Source organism: Alloyangia pacifica, from assembly GCF_020524285.1.
In the GTDB taxonomy this organism is placed as follows: Bacteria; Pseudomonadota; Alphaproteobacteria; order Rhodobacterales; family Rhodobacteraceae; genus Salipiger; species Salipiger pacificus_B.
The window spans coordinates 112,871-138,926 of record NZ_JAIVKX010000011.1 but is presented as its reverse complement, the minus strand read 5'-3'; the positions used below and the strand labels follow the sequence as shown (position 1 = coordinate 138,926).

The following is a 26,056-nucleotide window of genomic DNA, read 5'->3' as shown; positions in this document are numbered from 1 at the left end:
TCAGTTGGTTTACGTGGTCTTTCCTCTTGGTCGGAGGCGCTTGCTCCCCGCCTCCAGCAATTTCGTGACGATCGTGCCTGCTGCCGGAGGGTGTTTCGCCAGCGCATGAAGGGCGGCGGCAGGGCGACCGCCCTTCAGTGACTGCAACGCCATTTCGCTATGCTGAAGCCGCAGGAGCCCCGCGCGGCGCCGTGTGAAGAGCTGGCGTGAGGCGTCCGATAGTCGCGCCGCATGCCGTGCGACGAAAGCGTCGTCCGCGGCGATGAGCGGGCCGATGTGTGCGGGATTGATCCGGTGCGAGATCGACCCGCGCCGCGTCGTGTACAGATAGTCCGGTGCGGGCGAGAAAACGACCCGGGCGCCGGCGGCCAGACAGGCTAGAATGAGGTGAAAATCCTCTCCGTTCCAAATGCTGGGATCGTAGCGGATCCCGTGCTGTTCGAGGAAGTCCCGCCGCAGCATCGGTTTCAGGAAGCCCAGTGAGCGCCCGCCGGTGAGCGTCTGATCTTCGGCCACGTAGCCTTCCAGGGTCATCAGGCGGGGCGCATCGAATGCCGGCCCGTGCAGGTAGGGCTGCGGATCGACCGCGTGCCCGGTTTCATCCACCCTTTGGAAATTTCCCAGTACCACGTCCGCCCTGTACTGCCGCGCCAGGTCGATCATCGCGCGCGTGCGGCCAGGGGTTATGGCGTCGTCGGAATCCAAAACGGCGATCCATTCCGTCTCCGCCGCGTCCAGAGCCGCGTTGCGGGCCGCGCCGGGGCCGCCATTGCGCCCCAGGCGCACAACTTGCGCGCCGCATTTTTGGGCGATGTCGGCAGTGCGGTCTTCGGAGGCGTCGTCGGCAACAAGTGCAATGGATTCAACGCCCTCTTGGTCGATTGCTGAATAAATACTCGAAAAAATAGTGTCTGCAGCGTTCCACGCGGCGATTATGACCGTTGCTTTGTCCATCCGGGACCCATATGATTGAACTTGTAATTTTTTTGGTAATGCAATTTTAAGTAGACGGCTATCATATCTTCGAGTTTGGAAGTCTGGTAATCGTCTCTATTTCTCGGTTCTATTTCAATACAATTCTCCGCGCAATTTGACAGCGGATCAAGAGATTTCCTAATATGTCTGATATTTGCGTCATCGTTGCTGCATTTAACGCAGAACGAACAGTTTCCACAGCGGTAAGAAGTGCACTCTGCCAGTTCGGGCCGGAGGTCGAGGTGATTGCCGTTGATGACGCGTCCACCGATAATACGTTTCAGTGCCTCTCCGCGATCGCGTGCGAGGACTCCCGGTTGACGGTTCTTCAGGTGTCGCGCAACGCTGGCCCCGCCGCGGCGCGCAACCTTGCTCTGTCCCGCACCCGGGCGCGATATGTGACGGTTCTCGACGCCGATGACCTCATGATCGAGGGGCGGCTTGCCGGGCTCCTCGCGCTTGCAGATGCCGGGGGCTGGGACATCGTGGCCGACGATCTCTACAAGGTCGCCTCGTTTCGCGAGGGTGCGCCGAAGCGCCGGGTCTTCAGCCAGCAACAGATCGGCCAGCAGGAGATCACGCTCGAGGCTTTCATTCGCGGAAACCTGTCCCGGCTGCATGGGGACCGTGGCGAGATGGGCTTTCTCAAGCCTCTCATCCGCCGCGAATTTCTGGTCCGGCACCACGTCGCATATGACGAAACCCTGCGTTTGGGCGAGGACTACATCTTCTACGCGGCCGCCCTCGCGGCCGGGGCGCGTTTTCTGCTGACCGACCCGCTTGGCTATTATGCGTTGACGCGGGCGGACTCGCTGAGCGGCCGGCACAGCGCGTCGGATCTTGCGGCGCTAGTGGCCGCTGACCAGAGGTTCGGCCATCTCGCCGGGCTGACGCGCGCAGAGCGGGCGATGCTCCGGGAGCACGAGATCGAGACGCAGAAACGCTGGCGCTGGCTCTGGTTGATAGAAGCGGTGAAATCGCGCGACCTCGGCGAGATCGCGCGATGCTTCATGGCCCCGCCGGCCGTCATCGCGACCCTGTTGTCGAACCTCGCGGAGCAGTTCGTTCTGCGCGGTCGTGCGGCCGTGTCGCCCTCACGCAAGGGGCCGGGGGCATGAGCGCGCGGATCCGATGGGGCATCCTCGGTGCCGGGTGGATCGCGGCGCACTTCGCGCATGATCTGAGATATTCGAAAACCGGCTGCGTGTCCCGGATTGCCTCGCGGGATCATGGCGAGGCCATGGCCCTTGCCCGCGCGTGCGGCGCCCAGGTAAGCGACAGTCTCGCCGCGCTCTGCCATGCCCCGGACGTGGACGCGATCTATATCGCGACGCCGGCCTTCCTGCACCACCGGCACGTTCTCATGGCGCTGGCGGCGGGCAAGCCGGTGCTCTGCGAGAAGCCCTTTGCGCTCACCGCGGCGGAGGCAAGAGAGATTGCCGACGCCGCACAAGCGTCGGGCTGCTTCTGCATGGAAGGCATGTGGACACGGTTTCTGCCACTCTTCACCGAATTGCGGCGCCGGGTCCGGGACGGAGAACTCGGGCGCCTGTCACAGATGGGAGTGGAGCTCGGGTTCCCCTACGAAGAAAACGCATCGACCAGTTCCCTGACCGATCCGAAACTCGGTGGCGGCGCGCTTTTTGATCTCGGCATATATGGGGCGTCGATGGCGTATGATTTGCTGGGTGCGCCGGGGGAAATTTGGGCCGACGCTTTGTATTCCGACACTGGGAGCGTGCGCGACGTGTCGATCACCATGCAGCACGATCGGGGCGAGTCGCCGGTGCTGTGTTCGATACGGGCCAGCCACAGCGCGCTGCTGCGCAACACGCTCGATGTCAGCGGCGCCTCTGGGCGGATTACGGTCGAAGCGCCCTTCATCCAGGCCTCGCGGGCGCGGCACGTGCATTTCGAGCCAAAAGGGCGCGCGGCCGAACGTCCGTCAGCGCTGAAGGATGCCTTGCGTGGCAGCCCGGCCTGGCCCGTGGCGCGCGCCATAGCGCGGCGCGTAACCGGTCGTGATGGTGCCCTTTTCGGCCGACCGTTCACCGGTTACGGCCTGCGCTTCGAGGCCGATGAGGTAGCGCGCTGCCTGGCTGGCGGGCTGCGAGAGAGCCCGGTGATGCCGATCTCGGAGTCGGTCGCCGTTCTTGAGACGATGGACCGGATATCCGAGATCATTTCATGGCGGGCGCCGGTGCCATCGCCCAGTTTGCGGCTCGGCGCGGCGGTGCCGCGCAAAGTTGCGGGGCTGAGCGTAGGCTAGGAAGGGCGGCGCGACCGCCGAGAATTTGATATTTTGCTAAACTGGTTTAATTTAAAAATCAAACGATAACGTCAAAATAATTTTCAGTTCTTCGAAATTGAAGTGGATGAGTTTCGCTACTTTATCCTAAGTCGTTTATTTGCAGGGGTTCCGATTATGACATTGCAGTTTGACCCTTCTGATCCTCCTATTTCGGAGGGAAAGAAAGAACTGTTGATCGGCAGAGAAATTAAGCCCGGCCTCAGAGTTCCGGCCGTTGAAGGAGTCGGAGATCCGGTTCGCAATGCAGTCAAGCGAACGGTCGACATTCTTCTGGCGCTCGCGATGCTCGTCGCGTTCGCGCCCTTGATGTCTCTGATCGCGCTAATGGTCTGGCGCGAGGACGGTGCGCCGATCTTCTTTGGACATCGTCGCATTGGGAAGAACGGCAAGCCATTCAGGTGCCTGAAATTCCGCACCATGGTCCGTGATTCCGATGCCGTGCTGGAGCGCGCGCTCTCCTTTGACAGCAACCTGCGTCGGGAATGGGAAGAAAGCTACAAGCTGGATTGCGACCCGCGGATCCTGGATGGCGTCGGGCATCTGCTGCGGCGCACGAGCCTCGATGAACTGCCGCAATTGTTCAACGTCCTGCGGGGGGACATGAGCCTTGTCGGACCGCGGCCGATCATTGACGACGAGCTCGAGAAATATGGTGGCTACAAGACGCACTACCTGTCGGTCAAACCTGGATTGACAGGTCCGTGGCAGGTGGGTGGTCGCTCGGATACGTCCTACGAAGAGCGCGTGACCCTCGACGTGTGGTACGTGGAGAACGCGAGCATCGGCAGGGACCTGTCCATATTGCTGCGCACCATGTCCGCTTTTGTCAGTGGTCAGCTCGGTGGCGGGAAGTGAATTTTGTATCCTCCGCAGAGACCAGCGGACTGCGGGTGTCGCCGGGCGTCTTGCGCGGCTGGCGCGTGGTCAGCAGACCCCACAGGAGGGTCATGGGGGCCGCCGCGATCCAACCGAAGAGCATCCACCACCAAACGCTGCCACCGAAGACGAAACTCGACAAAATGCAAACGACTTGCAGCATGATCAGCGGAGGCAAGAGCAACTTGGCTCTTAGCCCAAGGCGATGCCGTCCTGCGCCGTTATCTTCGGGATTGCCCAGTTTACGTGCTCCTTTGTCGGATCGCTGCGTTGGTTCGTGTGGTCCCAAGACCGGAATATGCCACCTGTGCATCCGCCAATCGCCAGACGCACATCGTCAGATGCACACAAATAAGGCGAGTAGGACAGAATTCAAGTTCAATAATTCGTTTGTACCCTGTCGTCAAATCTTTCAGCGGACCCAGCTATGCGCATAGTTGTGGGGATATGCACCTTCAGGCGTGAGAGTTTGCTGGCCACCCTGGACAGCGTTGCGGGTCAGGAGTTGCCACCGGATGCAACCCTGCAGGTGCTTGTCGCCGACAATGACGAGACGCCTGTGCATCGGCAGGCCATCACCGCGCATGCGAGGTATCTGCAGTTGCCCCTGACTTATATCCATGCGCCCGCCCGGAATATTTCCATCGCGAGGAATGCCTGTCTCGAAGCTGCGCGGGGGGATTGCCTCATTTTCATAGATGACGACGAGGTGGCCGATCCTGGATGGATCCTGCGCCTGGTCTCGGTTTGGCGGCAATCAGCCGCCTCTGTGGTCTTTGGCCCGGCCCTTGCGGTCTATCCCGAGAGCGCGCCGCGATGGATGCGCGATAATGATTTCCATTCCAATATCCCGACGCATCGCAGCGGCCTGGTCGAGACCGGCTACACCAGCAATGTCCTGTTGGATCTGGGGAATGCCGAGATCGCTTTGGCGCGCTTCGATCCGGCCTACGGGCGGACTGGGGGGGAGGACGTCGATTTCTTCTTCCGCCTGCACCGCGCTGGCGTGGAAATGGCGATTGCCGAAGAGGCGCGTGTGCGCGAACATGTCACCCCGGCGCGCATGAACTTTGGCTGGCTGCTGCGCCGGCGCTACGCGGGCGGCGTGATCTATGGAAGCTGTGCGGCTCGGGACGATATCGCGAAACGCGCGGCGGTGCTCGGGCAGAGTCTGGTAAAGGCCATATATTGCGCGGTCCGGACACTTCTGTCGGTAACGCGCAGTGACCGCTGCATTTTCTGGTTCATGCGCGCGGCGTTCCATATCGGGGTCATGTCCGGCTGTATCGCGCCACCCCGCCGGGAAGTCTACGGAGAGACAGCATGAGCGCCGCGAAGGAGGCTTCGACCGACCGCCTGAGCGTGCCGGCCCGCGCCGAGCGGACGCCGCTCGTTCATGTACGGACGCCGACCTACCGCCGCCCGGAGGCGCTGCGTCGCTGTCTCGAGAGCATCCGCGCTCAGGTTTGGCGCAACTGGGTCTGCGACGTATTTGACGACGACATGCAGGGGTCGGCACGCTCGGTGGTTGCGGAGTTGGACGATTCGAGAATCCGCTACACGCGAAATCCCGGCCAGAAATTCGCGAGCCGGAATATCGACCAATGCTTCTCGCGGCAAAACCCCCATGACGCGGACTACTTCTGCATCATCGAAGACGACAACGCTATGCTGCCCGAGTATATGGCGCAGGGCATAGAGGATTGCCGCCGGCACAAGGTGGAAATCGTTTTGCGCAACCAGTTCGTCGAACTGGAATCCGCAAGCGAGCGCGCCCGGCTGCTCGATTGCGGTGTGCTGGACGAGCGCTACCGCGAGGGTGTGATGTCGCCCCAGACCTTGCGCATGGCCCTGCTCGTGTTTCACGGCGTTTCCAACAGCGGCCTTTTCTGGTCACGGCGCGCGCGCTCGGATCTCGAGGTCGGCTACGCGTGCAACGTGACTTTCGCGGAGCACTTGCGCACCTTCTCGATCCGTGAGCCGATCTTCATCGGCCTGGAGCCGAAGGCGGTCTGGGCCGACAACGGCGCGGGCTCCACGCGCAACAATGGGTTGAAGAAGTCCGAGATTCGGCGGGAGCTCGACCTCAAGCGCAACATCGTCGAGCTGCAGGGCGTCGTCTGGCACGATGCCACCGTTGCGCAGCGCGCGGGCTTCCTGAGCAACAGCGCGTTCCACTTTTCGGCGGAAGCAAGGGCCGAGGGTCTGGCAAAGGCGCATCTTGCGGCGAATGCCGGCGGCACCCTGTCGTCGCGCCGGGCGGCGGAGCTCTATGCCCGCGGTGCCCTGATCCGGCTCGCCGGACGACTCGAAGCGGAACTGCCGGGGTTCATCCGCGAACGGCGGTTGTTGGAGCCGGCTCCGGCCCAGGGGTATTGCGCCTCAAACGCCGGCCCGGACTGTGCGACGAGCGCCTGAGGTTCATCGTTCCTAGGGGTTTGCTGCGCGCCGGTTTGCCCGAACACGGAGTGCCGCCAGCCGGGCTTAGTCTTCGTGACAGGTGATCGAGTCCGGGAACAGGCAGGTCTCGCCCGGGGGTGTGTAGGCGACCCAGTCGATGAACATTTCCACCGGTCGGTCGGGGTATTCGAGGGGGCCCATCCAGCTGGTCAATTTGTCGGTGCTCCAGAGGCTGAAGTAGATTCGCTGCGGCTGGGTCGGGAGCTCGCCTGTCGCCTCGTGCACCAGCTCGCCGTTGAGATACCAGCGAATCCGCTCGGGCTCCCAGACGAAGGCGTAGTCGTTGTACTCCGCATCGGTGGTGTTCGGTACGGGCACGACGGTGCCATGGCGAGGCTCGCCGTTGGCATAGGTATTGAGGCTGACCCGGTCGGTCTTGCGGGTCAGGACCTCCACGTCGATTTCGTCGTGCGGCTCGTTCTGGCTGGGGCCTATGTAGGTGAAGAAGGCGGCATTTATTCCCGAGGCCACATCCGTGCGAAGCCGCGCTTCGAAGGTGCCATGCGTATATCGGGTCCGGGTGTGGAACTCGCCGCAAGCGAAGTCATAGACCGTTTCTGGCGCGGCCTCTTCGCGGTCCTCTCCCGGAACCTGGCCCGGAACCTGCTCATCCTGTTCGTCGGAAGCCGCGTCAGGAGCCTGTTCGGGGGGGGAGGTCTCTTCGGCAGCGTCGCTGTCGGTGGGCTGCGCCGGCTCCGGGGCCGTGCCCTGTGCAGAGGTGTCTTCGGGAGCGGGATCGAGCCGCACGAGACTCAGCGTCGCGATGCCTTCCTCGACCCACAGGCGATCCGAACTCCAAATGCAGTTCTGCCATGACCCGTTGGCCCAACCGTCGGAGATCCGCCAACGGTCTCGGTCGAAGGTGTCGAAGTCGTCGAAGAACCCTTCCGCGGTCTGTGCTGGCGCGCCGCTGGGGACAACGGCGCAGCTCAGCAGCAGCGCAAGCCCTGCGCCGCAGGAGAGAGAGGAGATGCCGGTGCGGGGCCTCGGTGGCGTCCGGTGCCGCATCGCGGCGGGGCGCTGCTGTAGCGCGGGCCGCTCCTTGAGGGTCAGCAGCGCACCGATGACGAAGAGCATGAACAGCAACTGGAAGGGGACCATGAGAGCGACTTCCGTGAAACTGATCGCGGTATTGATCAGCGCAATGCAGGAAAAGAAGATGGCTGGCATATCGCTTGCAAAGAAGGCGACGGGCAGCACGCGAGCGAGGATCCAAAGGGTCGCTATTGAGATGAGCGCCAGCCCGATGAGGCCCTGGTGCACCGCCACTTCGTAATAGGAATTGTGGAACGAGAAGTTGGAGTTGTAGTGCTTGAAGAACTCGTCGTAGATGCGTCGCGCGACGGAGAATGCATCATCGGGTTTCCAGAAACCCCCGTGCCCGACGCCAAGCAGGGGGTGCTGACGGATCTCTTCGGTCGCGTATTGCCACAGCACCGTGCGCCCGGTGAGCGTGGTGTCCTTGCCGAAGGCGTGCAGCACCTGCCCCACGGGGTCGATCTCGATCATCGTCATTGCCGCATAGATGCCCCCGAGAAGGCCCAGCCCCACGGTCAGGAACAGCAGGCAAAGCGTGGCCCGGGGCGCCAGCACGCTCCGGAACCGCAGGAACAGGATCGTGGCGAAGGTGCCGATCGCGAAGAGCGATGCGGTGGCGCTGTGGGCCAACAGGATCAGGTAGAGCGACAGCGGGATGCCCACCAGCGCCGCCAGCCGCCACTTCCGGGAGAAGCCGGGATCGAGCACCATGCACAGCGAGGAGACCCAGAGCAAGACCATCGCGGTGCCAAGGGCATTCTTGCTTCGGAACACCCCTTTGGCGGTGCTGCCGGTCGGATCGCTAAGGAAGCTCATGAGGCCGGCCAGGCCGGCTGCGATGAACACCGAAAGCAGGAGCTGGCGCGGCGAGAGTCGCAGCACCGCCCCGTAGCAGATCATCAGCGTCAGGACGAGCTGCAGCCCGGTCTTCAGAATTTCCTCGGTCTCGATGCCCCAGCTGAGCGAGAGAAACCACCAGATCGGGAACAGCCACAGCACGTAGGACCGCGCAATGAGCACGAAGATCTCGCGGAAGTCCCGGATGAAGGCCCAGAAGAAGTAGAGCGCCAGCGGGTAGAGAATGAGTTCGTCGTTGTCGAACTGGCGGAACGTCACGATCACCCAGAGCGTGACCAGGACGTGGTCGCGGGTTTCGGGCGAGATGCCGTAGGTCCGACCCAGGAAGGTGAAGTGCAGGCTCATGCGACCGCACTGCCGGCAGATGTACCGCGCTGCTGGTTGGCCACAAGCCGGTCGGCAAGCCGCAGCGCAAGCGCAACGATGGTCAGGGTCGGGTTGGCCTGACTCGACGTCGGGAAGACGCTGGCCGAGGCGACGTAGAGATTGTCTGTCCCGAAGACCCTGCAGCCTTCGTCGACCACGCCCTTGTCGGCGCTGCACGACATCCGCGTCAGCCCGATCTGATGGTAGCCGTCGCGCGCGGCGGCGCGCACGCGCTGCGCCAGGACATCATCGTCGGGGTCAAGCTCGAGCCGTGCGAAACCGCTGTCCTCGAGCGCCCGTGCCAGCTTGCGATGCGCTTCCACCGTACCTTGGATGGTGTCTGCGCCATAGTCGAAATCGATGCGCAGCGGCCGGGTTCCATCGGGTCCGGGCCGTGGGCAGAGGGCCGCGATGCTGGTCGGGCTCGGCAGATGCTCAGCATGGTAGGCCAGCCTGTAGGGCCCTGGCCGGCGCGCGATCAGCCGGTCCGGAAACCGTTGGTCCGGGTGCCGCGCGCGGCGCATCGCGGCTCTCAGGCCGCTCAGCGGCTCGGTCGGCCTGCGCAGCACATTCGCCAGATGCGCGGCCCATGTGCCGGAGGGGGCGCCGCGGAGCAGCGTTTTCGCCGAGATTTCCGCGCTGCCGTGGCGTGGGTCGCCGGGCGCGATGCTCTCGATCCACAGCGCGATATGCGGACCATCGGGCGGCAGCATGAGGAAGCGGCGCCGCCCCGGAGCGCTGTCGGGGCGCGCATTATAGGTGAATGCGGCGGCGGTCTGCGCATCGCGGAAAGTTATCTCCGAGATGCTGCCGGTGAGATGTCCCATGTAGCCGCGCCCCAGCCAGGAGGCACCGCGCAGCCTGCCGGGCTTGCGCCGCTCCTCTTCGAGCAGCAGCTGGGTGGATTGCAGGCCACCGCAGGCCAGGACCACATCCGCCGCGCTGATGCTGACGGCGCCCGCAGAGCCGGTTACGCTGATCGCCCGCACCCGGCGGTCCGACCAACTCATGCCGGTCACCTCGGTGTCGAGCAGGATGTCGGGGCCGTTCGGCCCGGTCAGCCGGTCCCGCAATTCGGCGGGGAACCAGTGCCGGCTGAGCAGTTCGACGGTGTCCATTCGGATGCCTTCGAGCGTCGGCCAGTCGGCAGGCGTTGCCACGTTGTACCGGGGCTCGACCTCGAACAGGGCAGAGGCGGCGGGCACCCAGGCGGCGTAGTCCTCGTAGCTGATCGGCCAGCTCGCCCCGAGCCCGGGGCGGTCCGAGAAGTCCTCGGGATCGAAGGGCACGCAGCGTCCGCCCCAGATGCTCAGCGTTCCGCCCAGGCCCTCGCGCGTGGTCTTGTGGGCCGGATCGTGGGGCGACCCTACGGGCAACAGCGGCTCGCGCCGTGGCACCGAGGCGATCTCGCCGCCGCGCTCCACGATCAGCACCGAAAGCCCGTTCTGCCGGGCAGAGTCGGCAACGGCGAGTCCGGCTGCACCGGCGCCAATCACACATAGATCGTAATGGATCTGGCAGGCGGTCTCTTGTGTCACATAGGGCATCAGACGATCTCCGGGGTGGTGCGGGCCCTCTGGCGCCGCGCAAGGCCGACGATCTTGCGCAGGGTGGTCGACGCCGAGGTCGACTTCGCTCCGTGCCGAGATCTCATGCCGGGGTCAGACATCAGCGCCCGCAACCGTGCGTCGACGCTGGCATTGCCGAAACGCGTGATCGCGCGCTCCCGCGCGTCGCGGGCGTGTTGCCTGCTTTCTTCGGGCCTCTCGTGCAGGCGCGCGAGACAGTCGGCGGCGTCGCCGGGGGCGCAATAATGCCCGAGGTCGCCGAAATTGGCTCGCAGGCGCGGATCGAGAACACAGGGGCGCTCCATCAGGATCGCCTCCGCGATTGTGCGCCCGAAGGCCTCGATCCAGCGCGGATGGTAGAAGTAGCAAAAAGCATCGAGGCTCTCCAGAAACTGGCCGACCGGCTCCGCGTTGAAACGCACGATCTCCCAGGCATCGGCGGCCGGCCCCAGCGCGCGCCGGACGTCGTCCGGCAGGCCCATCACCCGCGTCCGCCATGCCGGGCCGGGCGAGAGCGGTGCGGTCATTGCAGCAAGATCGTCCGGCCATTTGAGGCTGTCTGCGCGGCCATGCCGCCCGACGGTGGCCTGCGGCCCGCTGAAGGCCGGTCGCGTGCTGCGCCACTCGTCTGGATCGAAAGTGTTCGTCCAGTCCTCGGAGGTCAGCGTCAGCAGGGGTGCGAAGCTGCGGAGCTGGGCGCGGACCGTTCCGGATACGGGGGCCCACCACGGATGGCAGCCGAAGGCGCGGGAAATCTGGCGGTTGACTGTCAGCGGGTTGTATTCGAGCGAGCCGTCGCCGCGGAACGGAGGGTGGTGTGTCACCACCACCGCGCGGCGGGTGGTCAGCTCTGCTCGGGTGTGCAGCCCATGAAAGAAGGCGAGGGGATGATGCAGCAAGGTCAGCTCGGCGCTCGCCGTTCCGGTGGCGAGGCTCACGCCCGGCAGGTCCTGCAGCTTCAGCACGTGCGGATTCTCCAGGTCGTCGGTTCCGTCGAAGAATCGCGACCTGATCGGCATCAGTCCCACGGACAGGCCGAGTTCGGAAAACCGCGCAACGTCGCTGATCACCGCCGAGGCGGTGCCGCCCGAGAATCGTGGATCGGTGAGCACGAGGATGTCGAAACCGCTGCGGCTCATGTGGTAAAGCCCGGCCAGACGGTGGACAGATCGCGCCCGAGCAAGGTCGACAGCCCGGCATTGCGTGCGGACAGATGCTGATCGAGGTAGCGCCGCACACCCGGGTCCATTTTCGGCTGCTCCGGCGATTTCAGGAAGACCGGGTGGGCGTAGCGGAACCAGTAGTAATGCAGCTTGCTGCGGGCAGTCTCCTGAGCGCCGCTGCGTTTGCCAAAGTGATTGCGGTACTGGTTGCGCACGATGCGACTGCTGATCCGGTTCACAGCGCGCTGCAGGCGCGGGTGCGTGGGATAGTAGGTCCGGTTGAACCAGCTGCTGGTCCGGGCGACCGGCATGCGGGGCACGCCGAGGAAATCGGACATGCCGTCGACGAAACCCTGCTGGTCGGCGAGAAAATCCTCGAACAGGCCGATCCGAACGCGTTCGGGGCCGAACACGTCGAGATAGCGGCGCAGGTGGGGCGCGTAGGTCGAGCCGAGAATGATCGACGGAAAGGCGGTGAGCGCTTGCTCGAAGCTGCAGCTGGTGCGTCCGCGGGTCACCAGATGCCAGTATTGCGAGTAGGCCCGTTTGACCGGATCGCGCAGCATGAAGATCAGCTTCACGCGCGGAAGCGTCTCGGCGATCCGCGCGGCAGCAACCTCGGACTGCAGGTAGATCGTGGAATCCTCGCCGACGCAGGGATGATTTGCAAACGCATCAAAATGTGACGCGTACCAGCTCAGGCTCTCGGGGTTGCCGGGCCGGGGGTCGTTCCAGTCGAGCCCGTCGGGGCCGCAGAACAGAAAGTCGGGATGGCCGATCGGATCGTCGGCATCAAAGAAATGAATCTCGTCGTCGGGGATCCCGACAGATGGGTTCTGGGCAAGTATGAAATGAAGGGAGGTGGTGCCGCATTTCGGCGCTCCCCCGATGATGAAGTCAGGCAGCCGAACATGGTGCTCAACGCGCAAATTCATGGCAAATCCGAAAAAAATGAATCACGTAAAATATAGATCGATGCTAGCGAGCCCCTTTATCGCGATCCAGAGTTTCCGCCTGCCAGGCCAGCGCAGCAGCGCCAGTTCCGTGGCAAATGGCGCATTTTTCAGCACTGCGAGGAATATTTGTACGATTTTCTCGTGCATGTCGCCCGAACCGGGCTGAGGTGCCGAAATTTCGCTCGGTCCGTGAGTGCTATTGGTCTAAGCTCAGAAAGCGGAAATCCGTCGCTTCGCGTTTCGCAATTGGGCGGCTTCCTTTAGATTATAAACCATTCCTTTTGTTTTCCATTATTTTATCTGGGTTTTCATGGAAGATTTTTGCAACTCCGTTGATTCAATCACGGCCACCGTTCGCTGCTATCCGGCATCTCCATCGAAGACGGAGCGCCTTGGCGCATGTCCTGAGCGCGATCTGAAACACCCCCGTCGCATGCTGCGCTCTGCCACCCAGATGCTCTCTTGGGGGCGGACATGAACGCGCGCGGCGGTCTCAAGGCCTTGCCCCTGCACCCGCGATCCGGCGGCCTGGAGGGAGAGGAGCGGGTGACACCAAGCAACTCGGCCTTCGGGTTGGATGACTTCATCGCGGTCCTGCGCAAGCGCGTTTGGCTTCTGGTCGGGTGCGTCGGTCTCGCGCTGACGCTGGCGGTGTTCTCGCTGGCGACCTACAGCCCTCAGTACGTTGCCTCAGCGCAGATGCTGCTCGGGACCCAGGGCGGGAACGACCGGAACTCCTCGGACCTGCTGGAGGACCGGGCGCTCACCGACTCGGCCATTCAGGGCGAGCTGGCGATCTTGGGCTCCAGCGCGCTGCTGATCCGCGTGGTGCAGCGCCTCGAACTTGACCAGGACCCAGAATTCAACGGCGCCTTGCGGCCGCCGCCGGACCCGGTGCCCGTCATCGATCCGATCCGGAATGCGATTGGCGCGGTTCTCGAAGCGCTCAGGGGGCTGACGTCGCCGTCCGTCGAAGCGGACCCGGACGCTGACGCGGCGCCTTCGGAGGGCATTGCCGAAGCTTCGAGCGCGCGCGATTCGATGCTCGGCGAGTACGCCGATACGGTAAACGCCCTGCGTGGCCGGCTTTCGATGCGCCAGCGCGGCAACTCCTTCGTGGTCGAGGTGACCGCAGTGTCGGAGGACCCGGCAAAGGCCGCCGCGATCGCCAACACCGTGGTCGACGAATACATCGACTTCGTCAGCGACAGGCGGTTCGAGGCGGCGCAGCGGTTCACCACCTGGCTCGAGACCCGCGTCGGAGAACTGGCGGATGTGGTCGAGGAGTCGGAAACTGCGGTGATCTCTTTCGAGGCGATTGCCGACAGCGAGATCGACAATCCCGAGCGGCTCGAGCAGCAGATGCAGGAGATGACCACGCGCTTCGTCGACACCTCGGCGCGGCTGGCCGAAACCGAGGCACGTGCCGCGAAGGCGCGAGAGTTGCTCGACGGGGAGGGGCTCGTGGCCGCGGCGACGATCCTCGATTCCGAGGCGCTCTCGCGGTACACCTCGGAGGTGGCAGCGTTGCGGCGCGACGAAGCCCTCGCGCGCGACCGCTATTCGGAAGACAGCCCCCAGCTCGCCGCCATCCGGCGCGAGGCTACCGTTCTGCAGGAAGACCTTCGGGCCGAAGTGGACCGGGCGGTGCTGGAACTGGAAAACCAGGCCGGCGTCCTGCACGTCAACCTGCAGGCCATTCGCCAGAGCCTCAAGAGCCTCGAGAACACGGTGCTGGCGCGCTCCAAGGACCAGATCAAGCTCAACCAGTTGGAGCGCATCGCGGATGCCAACCGGCGGATCTACGAGGATTTCCTCGGTCGCTTCAAGGAATCGAGCGAGATCCAGAACCTGCGGCGGGCCGATGCCGAGGTGATCACCTACGGCTCTCCGCCGGAGAGCCCGTCGCTGCCGCGCAAGAAGGTCACGATCATCCTGTCGATCGCGGCGGGGCTGTTCGTGGGCATCGGTGTGGCGTTCCTGCTGGAGTTGCTGCCCAAGCGGTTCGTCACCTCCGACCAGATCACCCGGCTGACCGGTCTGTCGGTGCTCGGACATCTTCCGAACCTGCCGCGGCAATGCAGTGCCCGTACTCTCGCCGCCAGGTTGCAGGGCACCGTGGCCGGGCCGATGGCCCGGGCGGCCCTGACGACGGTGCGCAACTTCGACCTGACGCTCGGGCGTCCGGCACGCTCGGTGCAATTGGCCGCGAAGCAGGATACCGGCGACAAGTCGACGCTGGCCATGCTACTGGGGTGGGCGGCAGCGCGGCGAGGCAAGAGCTGTCTGCTGCTCGATGCCGATGTGAAATCCGCGGGGCTGACCGAGCGCTTCGAAGTGAGCCCGGCGGCCGGATTCGTCGAAGTGCTCTACGGCGATGCGTCGCTCGATGACGTCATCATCCATGATGAGGGCCTGGGGGTGTCGCTGCTGCCGATGGTCCCGGCGATGATCGATCCGGCCACGCTGTTCGGCACCGAGCGGGCGGACCAGCTGTTCAAGGTATTGTCCGAGCGCTTCGACCTCGTGATCATCGACGCGCCCGAACTCGAGGACGTGTCAGACCTGGTGAGCCTGCCGAGCCCGATCGACATGGGCCTGCTGGTGCTGCGGTCGAACCTGTCGCCGATCAAGCCCTCCATCGGGGCGCTGCCGCTGTTCCAGTCGATGAACGTGCTGATGCCGGGGGCGATCCTGACCCGGCTGAAACCGCGAACCTGAGCCGGCGCGGCTCCGCGACGGACAGAAGGGCGCCGGGCGGCAACGCCCGGCGGCGTTCGACGCGGTCAATCGAGCCTGCGCCGACGATGCTGCCGACACGATATCAAATGGAGACATGAATGATTACGGGCTCCTATGACCGGAGCGGGAAGCTTTCTGCCTCGGCCCCCGAACTGAACGCGTCGGACGGTTCCCGGGCAGAGGCCGCGAACGTCGTCCTGCCGGACTGGATCGCCGCCATCTGCCTGACAGGCCTGGGCGCATTCATCGCGTGGTATCTGGCGGGCGGCCTTCCGGCCATCGGCATCGACGACGCGGCGATCACCCGGTCCTACTCTGAGAACATCGCCAACGGTCTCGGCTATGTCTACAACGCCGGCGGCGAGCGCGTCGAAGGCTCCACGAGTTTCCTTTGGACCATGCTCCTGGCGCTGCTCTACGCGCTGACATCGACGCCGGAGGTGCCGATCCTGCTGTTGACCGGCGCGCTCAGCGCCGCCGCCGTGTTCTGTGCGCTGCGGATCGCGCGGCGGCTGGCCGGCAGGACCGGGGCTCCGGCCTCGCTGACGGTGGCCGTGCAATGCGTCGCGCTGATCGCCAGCCCCGGCTATTTCCTGTGGTCGGTCTGGACGATGATGGAACTGGCGCTGTGGTCGTGCATGACGCTGATGATGGTCTGGCAACTGGTGCGCGCGGTCGAGGCCGAGGGCGACGCCGGTGCGCCGGGGCTCTGGCTGTTCCTGCCGGCGCTGGCCCTGCCGCTGTCGCGTCCCGAGGGCATTGCCGTCGCCGCGGGACTTCTCTGTTTTGCCGCCGTGATCTGCCGGCGGTGGCGCCGCAGCCTGTTGCTGGCGCTGGTCCTGGCGCTGGTCTCCTTTGCCGCGGTGACGCTGTTCCGCTTGGCATATTTCGGTCAGCCTTTCCCCAATACCTTCTATGCCAAGGTCTCGTCGGATCGGATTCAGGACATCACCGACGGCGCGAAATACGCCATCAGCTACGCGCTCGGGGCGCCCTTCGTCGCGGTGCTTCTGGCGGCCTGGGCCGCCGCGGTCATTTGGGCGGTCCCGCGCGCCCTGCGCGGGCAACCGGGCAGCCGGGGGCTGCTGATCGTGGCTGCGGCGATCGCCGGCTTTCTCGCGGTCTACGCCTGCCTCGGAGGCGATCACTTTGTGCTTTGGCGGTTCTATCAGCCCGTCACACCGCTGCTGCCTGTGGCGCTCGGGATCGGGTTGAGCCCCTGGCTTGGGGCCTTGTCGGGCGGCGCCTCTGTGTCTGGGGCGAAATGGGCGGTTCCGGCACTCGCCGCGGCGGCGGCCTGCGCGTTGCTGGGCTGGATGCACTACTATCAGGCGCGCTTCGACGTGGCTAAGGAGTTCACCCTGAACGGCGCGGGGATCGACTTCGGCAACTACCTCGATACGGTCTCGCCCCGGCCGTCGATCGGCATCGGGCCGGCAGGGGGGATCGCGCTGGCCTACGACGGATACATCTACGATCTGCTCGGGCTGAACTGGGTCGAGATGGCCCATGCCAATCCGGTGAAGACCGGCATGCGCAATCATGCCAGCTTTGACGAGCCCACTTTCTGGAAGCATGCGCCCGACGTCCTTGCGATGTTCGAACGCGGCTGTGCCGAGGGCCGCGAGGGCAGAACGCTGGTGGTCCCGACAGAGGCTTATGACGGCATGCTCGCCAGCTCGCGGTTCCGCGACCACTACCGCCCGGTGCTCTTCCAAGACCCGGCCCGGTGCTGGCCCGGCTTCGCGACGCCGGCCTGGCTCGCGCAGGTGGCGGAGGACCCCGGCATCACGCCGCTGGCCTGGTCCGACGTCGACGGGAAAGGCTGACCATGTCGCAAACCTCGGTACCGTCCGGGTCCGGAGAGCCGCCGCGTCGCGGCTTCTTCGTCAACGTCGGGTCACTGGTCTTCGCGCGCGGTTTCCTGGCGCTGTCGCAGGTGCTGATCCTGCCGGTGGTGGCGCGCCATCTCGCGGTCGAGGAATTCGCGCTGATGGCCCTGGCGATGTCGGTGGTGATCTTTGCCTCGGTCCTGTCCGATGCCGGGCTCGGCCGCTCGCTGATTCGGGCGAAGGGGTTCGACCAGTTGGAGTGGTCGAGCGTGTTCTGGCTGCTGGTTGTGATCGGCGTGCTTCTGTGCGGCGCCATCCTGCTGCTCGCCCCGATCTGGGCCTGGTACTTCGGGGAGCCGAGGCTCTGGGCCGTGCTTTCGGCGCTGGCGGTGGTGCCCCTGATGCAATCGATCTGTGCCGTGCCGAACGCGGAGATCGAGCGGCGCGAACATTACACCGCGATAGCGCGGCTTCAGATGGTCGCGGCCGGCGTGGGTCTTGTCTGTGCCATGGGTCTTGCCTTGGCGAACGCCGGGGTCTGGGCATTGGTGGCACAGCAGGTCATCGTCGCGGTGATCCGGCTGTGCGGCATGCTGTACCTCTCGGAATTCCGTCCTGACCGCACGTTTTCCAGGCATCGGCTGACAGGGCACCTGCGATTTGCAAGGGACACGATCTCCACCTCGATCATCGGCGCGCTGCAAAACGAGGCCGGCACACTCGCCGTGGGCAAGTTCCTGGGGCCGACGCCGCTGGGGGTCTTCGCCATGAGCCAGCGCTTCACCCGGCTGCCGCAATTCGGGCTCGCTGGCCCCATGTCGGCGGTTGTCTATGTCCGCATGGCCAAGGCGCAGGACTCGTTGGAGCGGCTCGTTGCGATCTACCTGGCGTCCTGCCGGCTGCTTGCCGCGGTGCTGATCCCGGCGCTGGCGATGATCGCCGTCGCCGGGCGCGAGATCTTCGTCGTGTTCCTGTCCGAAACCTGGGCACCGGTTGCCCCCGTCTTTGCGCTGTCGCTTCCGGGCATCTTGCTAGAAGCCGTGACGGTAACCTGCCTGGTGGCCATGTTCCGCGCCGTCGGCCGAACAGATATTCAGGTGCGGCTGATCGTCGAGGGTGCCCTGCTCAAGATTCCCTTCGTGATCGCCGGGGCTCTGATCAGCATCGAGGCGGTTGCGGCATCCTACACGCTCTGGGCCCTCGTCTACGTCTGGCGAGGCTGGGCCCTGGCGCGCAAGCTGGTGCCATTGCGGGTCTCCGAGTGCCTCGGCGGGCTGGTTCTTCCGACGGCGCTGTCGGCGGTTGCGGGGCTGATCTACGTCGCGGCCTGGGACACGAGCTCCGTTGACCCGGTGTGGCGCATCGCCGAGGCGATCGGCCTCACCTGCCTGGTCTATGCCGGCGTCGTCGCGCTCGACCTCGGGCGGTTGCGGGCGGCGGTGCAGCTGTTCCGGTAACTTTTCGGCAGCTCTGGGCGGACTAGGATTGCGGTCCGGCGATCCGGCCCAGGTGCAGCCGCGCCAGCTGTTGCTGCGCGCACTGCCAAAGGAACCCGAGGGCCCAGGCATTGTGCATGATCGCCAGTGCCAGGCCGGCCTGCAGCCCGTCCCGGCTGCGCAGGCTGTGTGCGCAAACGCCTGAAACTGTAAGCAGCGTCAGCAGGTAGTGCAGTGGAAGCAGCAGCGCGACGGGCCATACCGTCGCAACGAGCATGCTTACGCAGACCGCAAGCAGGTTCAGCACGGGGACAAGCTGCCGGAGTCGTGGCCGCATGCGATGCTTCAGCACCGTCCGGGCCCGGCCCCGGCCATAGTTCCAATATTGCTTCAGCAGGCTGCGCGGCGTCGGACGGACCTCATATTGCAGGCGGATGCTGGCGTCGAGCCAGACCCTGCCCCCCGCGAGCCCAAGACGATGGTCGTACTCGGCATCTTCGTTGTGGCTGAACGAGGGGTCATAGCCGTTTATCTTGTTGAACCAGTCGAGCCGGAAGCCCGCGTGATGCCCGTGATCGACCCATCCCGACCAGTTGCCGCCGCGATGCGCCGAGCCGCCGGAGCCGAGCGGCGTGTCCACAACCCAGGCGCAGGCGCGCTGGAACGGGTTGTCCCCGGCGGCGTCCATCACCGAGGCGACGGAGGCGGCCTCGGGGTTGGTGGACAGCGCCTCGGCAACTTTCCGAACGTAGCCTTCGGGGTAGATCGAATGGGCATCGCAGCGCACCATGTAGCTGAACTCGGCCTCGGCTTCGGAGGCGACGGCGATGTTGATGCCTGATGACTGCAATCGGGCGTGGTTCTTGATCATGCGCAGTTGCGGTACCTTCTGAGCGAGGGCGTGTACAATCGCCTGAGTGCCGTCCGTGCTGCCCCCGTCCGCGACCACGATGCGGACATCTCGCATGAAACCATCACTGCCCACGAGGCTGCGAATGCAGGCCTCAATGTTCCCGGCCTCGTTCAAGGTCGGAATTACCACCAGGACTTCGGTCGCCAGAGGACATTGTTGCTGCGGGGACAACTTCCTCACAGACCCAAAATGCGTCTTTTGATAAATGTTCATGCGAATACACGGCTGAATAATTACATCAGTCTAGAACAGAATGGCGAATTGCGAAAACATTATGTTGCCTCAATTCGAGGAAGCGGGTTGATTTACGTTCCGTCCCGGGAATTGCTGACAATATACGCCCCGCGATGCCCGGGCCCGCCGCCGTTTGCGTAGAGCATTGGCGATGATGCCGAATTTTCGTGCGATAGGCGTATATGCTACCGTGCGTGTCCTCCCTGACGCAGACGGTCAACGGGGGTCTCCGAACGAGGGGGCGTTCAGGCGAGATCAAGGCAGCCTGAAACATTTCATGCTGCACCTCCGCGATGCAGTGCTTGCCACCCAGAGCACGGAGACCGCGTCAACGAGCGGCGCGACCGGAAGCGTGCCTTGCCGATGAGCGTGCCAGCGCCGCCGGACCCGCGGCGCGTTTATTGCAGCGGCTGCAGAACAATTGTTTCGGGCGCGGAGGGGGCGTGTGGCCGCACGGGAACCATCGCGTCACGGAGGGCAGGGCGACTTGCCGAAAGTAACGGTATGCGGCCCTCAGGGGCAGCTCGATTGCACATGTGCGGTTAAGGAGCAGGGCAGGTCGACCGCCGCAGCTCCGACCGCGCCGCGTGCTGCAAAGCTGCACCGCAGCGCAACTTCACGTGCGCGTTCAACTACGGCCTTTTTACCCCAGGCCTTAGCCGCTAGGCTCGACCGGCATGCAGGAACGTCCTGGGTCCGCAACGACCCAAGGCGGAGTTCTGAAGATCATCCGAACCTAGGGGGCACTTTGGAACAGACTGTGCTGGATACAGACGACATCATACCGGGGACCGGTCACTACGAGTGGCACCTCGACGGCGACAGGCTGCTTTGGAGCAACGGCCTGCTGCAGCTCTACGGGCTGCCGCGGGCGCCTGATCGCGGCGAGGCGTTCTTCTCGTCGGTTCACCCGGAAGACCGGGCGCGCATTCGCCGCGAGATGGCGGAGGTCTGCGCCCGCGCAGATCACTTCGAGCACAGCTTCAGGATCGTGCTGTCCGATGGGCGGGTGCGCCACTTGCTGGATCGAGGGCGGGTCACAAGGGATGCCGGCGGCGCGGCGGTCAGACTGTCCGGCGTCGAGATGGATGTCACAAGAATTGTCGAAAACTCGGGATATTCCATCGGCGAGCGGGCGGGCCGGGTTGACGGCAGTGACGGTCGGATCGGGGATGCCGAAATCCTCGGCGCGGTCTTCAACGATGCCCCTGTCGGGATCGGCATCTGGGACCATGATCTGAAGTTCGTGAAGATCAATCCGCTGCTCGCCGAGATGAACGGCCTCGACCCCGAGGTCCACATCGGCAAGACCCCCAAGCAGCTGCTCCCGGAAGTTCACGACATCGATGGCGTGACCAACCTGCTCCAGGATGTGCTGAACAGCGGTGCCGCCAAGAGAGACGTGGAGATTTCGGGCTTCACGCCGGCAAAGCCCTCCGAGATCCGGTATTGGAAGGAGCATTTCTTTCCGATCAAGTCCGCTGGCCAGGTGACCGGCCTCGCCGCCATCGTCGAGGATGTCACCGAGGCACGCAAGGCGCAGGAAACCATCGACGCGCTGCTGCACGAGCTCAATCACCGCAGCAAGAATTTGGTCTCCCTCATTCTGGCCATATGCCGGCAGACTGCGCGCTCCCGGCCCGAAGAGTTCCTGCCGGTCTTTCAAAAGCGGCTGGAAAGCATGTCGGCTGCGCAGGATCTGCTCGTGCGCCGCAGCTGGCAGGATATCAGCCTCGATGCGCTTGTCCGCTCGCAGTTGCCGCACTTCGCAGAGTTGATCGGAGACCGGATTGTTCTGGACGGCGCGTCCGACGTCGTGGTCCCGGCGACGGCGGTGCAATCCTTGGCGCTGGCAATCCACGAGCTAACGACGAATGCGGTGAAGTACGGTGCGCTTTCGAAAGACGAGGGGAAGCTTGCGATCGCCTGGGAGGTCATCGAGGATGGAGGGCATCTTCAGGTCACCTGGCGCGAGCGGGGAGGGCCGATCGTGTCGCCGCCGTCCAGGAAGGGCTTTGGCTCGACGCTGACCGGCGCGATGCTGCAGTCCACGCTCGGCGCAGAGACAGAGGTCGACTATGCGCGCGAGGGCCTCACGTGGCGGGTGACATTCCCCGTTCAGACTTGATCGCCGAGGTCTGAGGCGGGGAGAGCAGCCCTTTTGGGGCGCGTTCGCTGTACAGATTGAGCACTAGCGCAGCGCCGGCGGCGCGCTGAATTGCCGAGATCAGGCGATCACACTCGCAACGGTTTCAGATTCCGGCACCTGCCGCGGGTCAGCCCCTGCGGGTGCGCCGGGCGACATGGCCGAAGCGTTCCCGCGGCGCGACGGCGCTGCCAGCCCGATCCGGGCGAAGGGCATCGGCGCGGGCTACGCCGGAGGCCACATCCGGCTGAACACCCCGTCGCGCTTGACCAACCCGTGCAGCGCGGCCGCCCCGGCATGCAGCGCGATCAGCGCGATGAGCACCGACTTCAGCAGCTCATGCAGCTCGCTGGCCGACTTGGCGAGCGCCTCGTCCTTGCCGACCATGCCGCTGAGCACAGGATCCCAGATCTCCATCGGAAATCCGCCTGCCTGCACCCGGACCGTGCCAGAGATCACCAGCGCCACCAGCACGATGTACAACATCCAGTGCACCGCACGCGCGATCAGCGCCTGTATCGTCGGCAGGCTGGCCGGCAGCGGTGGCGGCGGGCTGACCAACCGCACGACAAGGCGCAGGAGGACAAGCAGCAGGATGACCGGGCCGATGTTCTTGTGATAGAGGAACAGCGCATCCTGCAGTGGCCGCGAAAGGCCGTCCTGAACCATCACCAGCCCGGCCGGTATGGTGGTGAGTACCAGCACAACCGTAAGCCAATGCAGCAACCGCGCACTCCGGGAATACCGGAGCGGAGGGGAGAAGGCAGACGAACCGTCCATGCGGGAACCTCGCTGTTCGAGCTTTCACAGCCTAGTGAAGGCATTCCCCTGCGTAAAGCAAGGCGCTTGACAGGTCAGGGGCTTGCGACACTTCATTCATGATGAGCCATTCGACAGACCATCCGCGGCCTTCCGTGGCGCTGGCCCGCCCGCGCACGGCCTTCGCGTCCCTTGCGTTGCTGTCGGCCGGTCTGGCACTGGCGCTCTTCGGCGGGGCGTGGTGGCTGGCTGGTGAGGCGCAGTTCTTGCCGGTGCTGTGGTTCGCGGCGGGCGCGGCTGTCTGCGGGCAGTGCCTGTTGCGCCACTGGCGCGCGCCGCGACTTGGCTACGCAAATGGCCTCACACTCGGGCGTCTGGCGCTTGCGGCGCTGATGCTGGCGCCGGCGGCGGAGCCGCGGCTGACCGAGGGCGCTTCGGGCTGGGTGGTCTTCTGCCTGGCGCTTGTCACCTTGGCTCTCGATGGCGTGGACGGCCCCCTCGCGCGGCGCAGCGGGCTGGCGGGACCCTGGGGCGCGCGCTTCGACATGGAAGTGGACAGCGTCTTCGCGCTGCTCCTCGCGGTGGTGGCCTGGCGCAGCGGCGCGGCGGGCGCATGGGTGCTGCTGCTGGGCGGCCTGCGCTACCTCTTTGTGCTGGCGGGCTGGGTCTGGCCCTGGCTCGGCGCGCCGTTGCCGCAGCGATTTCGGCGCAAGCTGGTCTGCGTGGTGCAGATCGCGGTGCTGGCGGCCCTGCTGGCGCCGGTGGCGGTACCGCCCTGGTCTGAGCTTGCGGCGCTGCTGGCGCTGGCGCTGCTGTGCTGGTCCTTCGCGCGCGACGTGCTGTGGCTGGCGGCACGGCGGTGATGCGTTCTGCGCCCCCCTGGCTGGCGCTGGCCGTGGCGGCGCTGCTCGTCGACCTGCTGCTGGTCCTGCCCAACCACCCGGACGCGATGCGCTGGCCGGCCCTGGCAATGGTGCCGCTGGAACTGCCGGTGCTGCTGCTCGGAATGCTCGCCCTGGGGCAGCGCGCGTCTCCGCTGGCACTGCTGGCCACCGTGGCGCTGACCTTGGCAACGGTCCTGAAGCTGGCGGATCTTGCGGCCTACACCGCCTTCGGGCGCGGCTTCGACCCGCTCGCCGATCTGCACCTGGTGCCGGCAGCGGCGCACCTTCTGCGTGGCAGCGCCGGGCTGGCGGCAACGCTCGTGGTCGGCGGCGCAGCGCTCCTGGTGGTGGTCGCGGCAATGGCGCTGCTGTACCGGGCGCTGAGTCTCTGGGCGCGCAGGGGCAGCCGCTTGCCATGCGGCGCCCGGGCTCTTGCTGGCGGCGTGGCGCTGGTCTTCGCCGGACTCTGCGCCGCCGAGATCAGGACGGCGCTGAACGGCTGGCAGGGCTGGCGGCCTCCCGGCAGCGCCTTCACCGCCTGGCTCGCCGCCGAGAACATCCGGGACTTCGGCCGGGCGCGCGCCGCCCTGGCGGAGTTCGAAACGGCTGCCGCAGAAGACCTCTGGCAAGGGCAGGAAGGGCTGCTGGTCAAGCTCGGCGGGCGCGACGTGGTGATCACCTTCATCGAAAGCTACGGGCGCGCCGCCCTCGACAACCCGCTCTACGCCGCCCGCTCGCGCGAGACCCTGGCGGCGGGAGAGGCAGCGCTGGCTTCGGCCGGGCTGGCCGTGCGCTCGGGCTGGCTCATCGCGCCGGTGCAGGGCGGGCAGAGCTGGCTGGCCCATGCGACCCTGGCCTCGGGGGTCGAGGTCAGCGACCAGCGGCGCTACCGGGCGCTGCTTGCCAGCGCGCGGCAATCGCTGTTCAGTCTCGCCGCCACGGCCGGCTACAGGACGATGGCGGTGGCCCCGGCGATCGTCATGGCCTGGCCGGAAGGCCCGGCGATGGGCTTTCAGGAGATCCGCGCCGCGGCCGATCTCGGCTATGCCGGGGAGCCTTTCAACTGGGTGACCATGCCGGACCAGTACACGCTTGCGGCTTTCGACCGAGAGCTGCCATCCGATCAGCCGCTGCTGGCCGAAATCGCGTTGATCTCCAGCCATGCGCCCTGGACGCCGGTTCCCGAGATGGTGCCCTGGGTGGCGGTGGGGGACGGCAGCGTTTTCGATGCCGAGGCGATCGCGGGACCGACCCCGCGCGAGGTCTGGGCCGACCGGGACCGCATCCGCGACCACTACGGCCGCTCGCTCGACTACGCGCTGCGCACGGTGCTGTCCTGGGCGGCGCTGCCGCGGCGAAAGTCGCCGTTGATCCTCGTGCTGGGAGACCATCAACCCGTCGAATTCGTCGCGCAGGCGGGGGGCAAGGACGTGCCGGCGCACCTCATCGGCCCGCCGGAGGCGCTTGCGCTCTTCGACGGCTGGGGCTGGCGCGAGGGCCTGCAGCCCGACCCGGAACAGCCAGCCTGGCCGATGCGCGCATTTCGGGACAGATTCCTGCGCGCCACGAGCGCGCTGCCGGGCGATTTGCGGGCCGATGGCTCATGAGGGTGCTGCGCCTCGCCATCCCGCTGGCGCTGATCGCGCTGTGCCTTGCCCTCGCGGACGGGCGGGCTGCGCTCCAGCGGCTCGCGGCACTGTCGCCGGGCTGGTTGCTGGTGACGCTGGCGCTGCTCAATGCGGTCACTCTATTGTCGGCGCTGCGCTGGCGGCTCACCGCCGCGGCACTGGAGCTGCCGTTGCGCCGCGGCGCGGCGGTGCGCGAGTACTACGTGGCGCAACTGGTCAACCAGACCCTGCCGGGCGGCGTTCTCGGCGATGCGGCGCGGGCCGTGCGCAGCCGACAGGGCGGCCCGATGCGCCCGGCGGCGCAGGCGGTGGTGCTGGAACGGGCAGCGGGGCAGGCGGCGATGCTGGTGATTGCCCTGACAGGTCTTGCGCTCTTGCTGATCGGGCCCGGGCCGGGGCTGCGGTGGGGCGCCAGTCCCGCAGCCTCCTGGCAGGTGATCGCCGTCTTGACGGCACTCGCGCTTGGTGTTGGCCTGCTGCTGGCCCGGCGCCGGGGTCGTCCCGGCGGCTGGCGCACGGCCATCCGCAGGGCGATCGTGCAACAGCTTCCGGCGCAGGCGTCCCTGTCTCTGGCGATCGCGGTCTTGACCGTCGCGGCCTTTGCCACTGCGGCACGGGCAGGCGGCAGCGCCTTGCCGGCGGGTCTTGCCGCGCTGATCGTGCCGTTGATCCTCACCGCCATGCTGCTGCCGGCCTCGGTGGCGGGCTGGGGCTGGCGCGAGGGGGCGGCGGCGGCGCTCTTTCCCCTGGCCGGGCTGAGCGCCGAGGCCGGGCTCACCGCCAGCATCGCCTTTGGCGTCACCAGCCTGCTCGCGGCCCTGCCGGGGGCCTTCTTCCTGCGTGCCGCGCCGCACCGAAAGGCCCCGGCGCCCGCCGGCATTGCCTCGTCTCGCGATTAGCCTAATCTCATT

At 65.6% G+C, this 26,056-nt stretch carries 19 protein-coding genes; 12 read left to right on the top strand and 7 right to left on the bottom strand.

From position 1 onward, the window contains the following. Positions 1-9: 9 nt before the first annotated feature. On the bottom strand, positions 10-954 hold the full coding sequence (locus tag LC039_RS16425) for a glycosyltransferase family 2 protein (RefSeq protein WP_226626429.1): 945 nt from the start codon (positions 952-954) through the stop codon (positions 10-12). A 164-nt stretch (positions 955-1,118) separates the two neighbouring features. Here LC039_RS16425 and LC039_RS16420 point away from each other — a divergent pair, with 164 nt between their 5' ends. From LC039_RS16420 to LC039_RS16400, 5 genes are all read left to right on the top strand, one after another. Then, complete coding sequence (locus LC039_RS16420; protein ID WP_226626427.1) at positions 1,119-2,093, top strand: glycosyltransferase family 2 protein; 975 nt, start codon at positions 1,119-1,121, stop codon at positions 2,091-2,093. Continuing rightward, positions 2,090-3,244 (top strand): Gfo/Idh/MocA family protein, encoded by a 1,155-nt coding sequence (locus LC039_RS16415; RefSeq protein WP_226626425.1) that lies wholly within the window; start codon positions 2,090-2,092, stop codon positions 3,242-3,244. The genes LC039_RS16420 and LC039_RS16415 overlap by 4 nt, the downstream gene beginning before the upstream one ends. 102 nt (positions 3,245-3,346) lie before the next feature. Beyond that, the gene (locus tag LC039_RS16410) at positions 3,347-4,141 is read left to right on the top strand and encodes a sugar transferase (protein WP_226626423.1); all 795 of its coding nucleotides are present in this window, start codon (positions 3,347-3,349) and stop codon (positions 4,139-4,141) included. Between the two features lie 448 nt (positions 4,142-4,589). After that, a complete protein-coding gene (locus LC039_RS16405) occupies positions 4,590-5,489 on the top strand; it encodes a glycosyltransferase family 2 protein (RefSeq protein WP_226626421.1) in 900 nt (299 codons plus the stop codon). Continuing rightward, positions 5,486-6,580 carry a glycosyltransferase family 2 protein gene (locus LC039_RS16400; RefSeq protein ID WP_226626420.1) on the top strand — a complete coding sequence of 365 codons (1,095 nt, stop codon included), beginning with the start codon at positions 5,486-5,488 and terminating at the stop codon, positions 6,578-6,580. The genes LC039_RS16405 and LC039_RS16400 overlap by 4 nt, the downstream gene beginning before the upstream one ends. 66 nt (positions 6,581-6,646) lie before the next feature. Here LC039_RS16400 and LC039_RS16395 read toward each other — a convergent pair whose 3' ends face one another. Genes LC039_RS16395 through LC039_RS16380 form a run of 4 tightly spaced genes read right to left on the bottom strand, consistent with a single transcriptional unit; the run spans position 6,647 to position 12,550 of the window. Continuing rightward, complete coding sequence (locus LC039_RS16395) at positions 6,647-8,863, bottom strand: family 16 glycosylhydrolase (protein ID WP_226626417.1); 2,217 nt, start codon at positions 8,861-8,863, stop codon at positions 6,647-6,649. Next, positions 8,860-10,431 carry a GMC oxidoreductase gene (locus LC039_RS16390; RefSeq protein ID WP_226626415.1) on the bottom strand — a complete coding sequence of 524 codons (1,572 nt, stop codon included), beginning with the start codon at positions 10,429-10,431 and terminating at the stop codon, positions 8,860-8,862. The genes LC039_RS16395 and LC039_RS16390 overlap by 4 nt, the downstream gene beginning before the upstream one ends. Further along, positions 10,431-11,591, bottom strand: coding sequence for a glycosyltransferase (locus LC039_RS16385; RefSeq protein ID WP_226626414.1), 1,161 nt, complete (start codon positions 11,589-11,591; stop codon positions 10,431-10,433). Before LC039_RS16385 ends, LC039_RS16390 begins: the two co-directional genes overlap by 1 nt. Next, a complete protein-coding gene (locus LC039_RS16380; protein WP_226626412.1) occupies positions 11,588-12,550 on the bottom strand; it encodes a sulfotransferase family protein in 963 nt (320 codons plus the stop codon). Before LC039_RS16380 ends, LC039_RS16385 begins: the two co-directional genes overlap by 4 nt. A gap of 495 nt (positions 12,551-13,045) precedes the next feature. On the opposite strand from LC039_RS16380, the gene LC039_RS16375 reads away from it, so the two are divergent. From LC039_RS16375 to LC039_RS16365, 3 genes are all read left to right on the top strand, one after another. Continuing rightward, complete coding sequence (locus LC039_RS16375) at positions 13,046-15,292, top strand: GumC family protein (RefSeq protein ID WP_226626410.1); 2,247 nt, start codon at positions 13,046-13,048, stop codon at positions 15,290-15,292. A gap of 119 nt (positions 15,293-15,411) precedes the next feature. Next, positions 15,412-17,142: a hypothetical protein gene (locus LC039_RS16370; protein WP_226626408.1), complete on the top strand. Its 1,731-nt coding sequence runs from the start codon at positions 15,412-15,414 to the stop codon at positions 17,140-17,142. Positions 17,143-17,144: 2 nt separating this feature from the next. Then, complete coding sequence (locus LC039_RS16365; RefSeq protein ID WP_226626406.1) at positions 17,145-18,602, top strand: oligosaccharide flippase family protein; 1,458 nt, start codon at positions 17,145-17,147, stop codon at positions 18,600-18,602. 22 nt (positions 18,603-18,624) lie between these two features. On the opposite strand, the gene LC039_RS16360 is transcribed toward LC039_RS16365, so the two are convergent. Then, positions 18,625-19,707 carry a glycosyltransferase family 2 protein gene (locus LC039_RS16360; protein ID WP_226626404.1) on the bottom strand — a complete coding sequence of 361 codons (1,083 nt, stop codon included), beginning with the start codon at positions 19,705-19,707 and terminating at the stop codon, positions 18,625-18,627. 781 nt (positions 19,708-20,488) lie between these two features. On the opposite strand from LC039_RS16360, the gene LC039_RS16355 reads away from it, so the two are divergent. Continuing rightward, positions 20,489-21,856, top strand: coding sequence for a sensor histidine kinase (locus tag LC039_RS16355; RefSeq protein ID WP_226626401.1), 1,368 nt, complete (start codon positions 20,489-20,491; stop codon positions 21,854-21,856). Between the two features lie 243 nt (positions 21,857-22,099). Here the strand turns inward: LC039_RS16355 and LC039_RS16350 are convergent, their stop codons facing one another. Next, positions 22,100-22,654: a cytochrome b gene (locus LC039_RS16350; RefSeq protein ID WP_226626399.1), complete on the bottom strand. Its 555-nt coding sequence runs from the start codon at positions 22,652-22,654 to the stop codon at positions 22,100-22,102. A 101-nt stretch (positions 22,655-22,755) separates the two neighbouring features. Between LC039_RS16350 and LC039_RS16345 the strand changes: the two genes are divergently transcribed. From LC039_RS16345 to LC039_RS16335, 3 genes are read left to right on the top strand one after another with little or no spacing between them, the layout of a single operon-like run. After that, positions 22,756-23,496 (top strand): CDP-alcohol phosphatidyltransferase family protein, encoded by a 741-nt coding sequence (locus LC039_RS16345; RefSeq protein ID WP_226626396.1) that lies wholly within the window; start codon positions 22,756-22,758, stop codon positions 23,494-23,496. Continuing rightward, positions 23,496-25,124 (top strand): sulfatase-like hydrolase/transferase, encoded by a 1,629-nt coding sequence (locus LC039_RS16340; protein ID WP_226626394.1) that lies wholly within the window; start codon positions 23,496-23,498, stop codon positions 25,122-25,124. The genes LC039_RS16345 and LC039_RS16340 overlap by 1 nt, the downstream gene beginning before the upstream one ends. After that, complete coding sequence (locus LC039_RS16335) at positions 25,121-26,044, top strand: lysylphosphatidylglycerol synthase transmembrane domain-containing protein (RefSeq protein WP_226626391.1); 924 nt, start codon at positions 25,121-25,123, stop codon at positions 26,042-26,044. The genes LC039_RS16340 and LC039_RS16335 overlap by 4 nt, the downstream gene beginning before the upstream one ends. The last annotated feature ends 12 nt before the right edge of the window (positions 26,045-26,056 follow it).

Coding starts and splice junctions, on each gene's coding strand:
- LC039_RS16425 (WP_226626429.1), bottom strand. CDS start 954: ATGGACAAAGCAACGGTCATAATCGCCGCGTGGAACGCTGCAGACACT.
- LC039_RS16420 (WP_226626427.1), top strand. CDS start 1,119: ATGTCTGATATTTGCGTCATCGTTGCTGCATTTAACGCAGAACGAACA.
- LC039_RS16415 (WP_226626425.1), top strand. CDS start 2,090: ATGAGCGCGCGGATCCGATGGGGCATCCTCGGTGCCGGGTGGATCGCG.
- LC039_RS16405 (WP_226626421.1), top strand. CDS start 4,590: ATGCGCATAGTTGTGGGGATATGCACCTTCAGGCGTGAGAGTTTGCTG.
- LC039_RS16400 (WP_226626420.1), top strand. CDS start 5,486: ATGAGCGCCGCGAAGGAGGCTTCGACCGACCGCCTGAGCGTGCCGGCC.
- LC039_RS16395 (WP_226626417.1), bottom strand. CDS start 8,863: ATGAGCCTGCACTTCACCTTCCTGGGTCGGACCTACGGCATCTCGCCC.
- LC039_RS16390 (WP_226626415.1), bottom strand. CDS start 10,431: ATGCCCTATGTGACACAAGAGACCGCCTGCCAGATCCATTACGATCTA.
- LC039_RS16385 (WP_226626414.1), bottom strand. CDS start 11,591: ATGAGCCGCAGCGGTTTCGACATCCTCGTGCTCACCGATCCACGATTC.
- LC039_RS16380 (WP_226626412.1), bottom strand. CDS start 12,550: ATGAATTTGCGCGTTGAGCACCATGTTCGGCTGCCTGACTTCATCATC.
- LC039_RS16375 (WP_226626410.1), top strand. CDS start 13,046: ATGAACGCGCGCGGCGGTCTCAAGGCCTTGCCCCTGCACCCGCGATCC.
- LC039_RS16370 (WP_226626408.1), top strand. CDS start 15,412: ATGATTACGGGCTCCTATGACCGGAGCGGGAAGCTTTCTGCCTCGGCC.
- LC039_RS16365 (WP_226626406.1), top strand. CDS start 17,145: ATGTCGCAAACCTCGGTACCGTCCGGGTCCGGAGAGCCGCCGCGTCGC.
- LC039_RS16360 (WP_226626404.1), bottom strand. CDS start 19,707: ATGAACATTTATCAAAAGACGCATTTTGGGTCTGTGAGGAAGTTGTCC.
- LC039_RS16350 (WP_226626399.1), bottom strand. CDS start 22,654: ATGGACGGTTCGTCTGCCTTCTCCCCTCCGCTCCGGTATTCCCGGAGT.
- LC039_RS16345 (WP_226626396.1), top strand. CDS start 22,756: ATGAGCCATTCGACAGACCATCCGCGGCCTTCCGTGGCGCTGGCCCGC.
- LC039_RS16340 (WP_226626394.1), top strand. CDS start 23,496: ATGCGTTCTGCGCCCCCCTGGCTGGCGCTGGCCGTGGCGGCGCTGCTC.
- LC039_RS16335 (WP_226626391.1), top strand. CDS start 25,121: ATGAGGGTGCTGCGCCTCGCCATCCCGCTGGCGCTGATCGCGCTGTGC.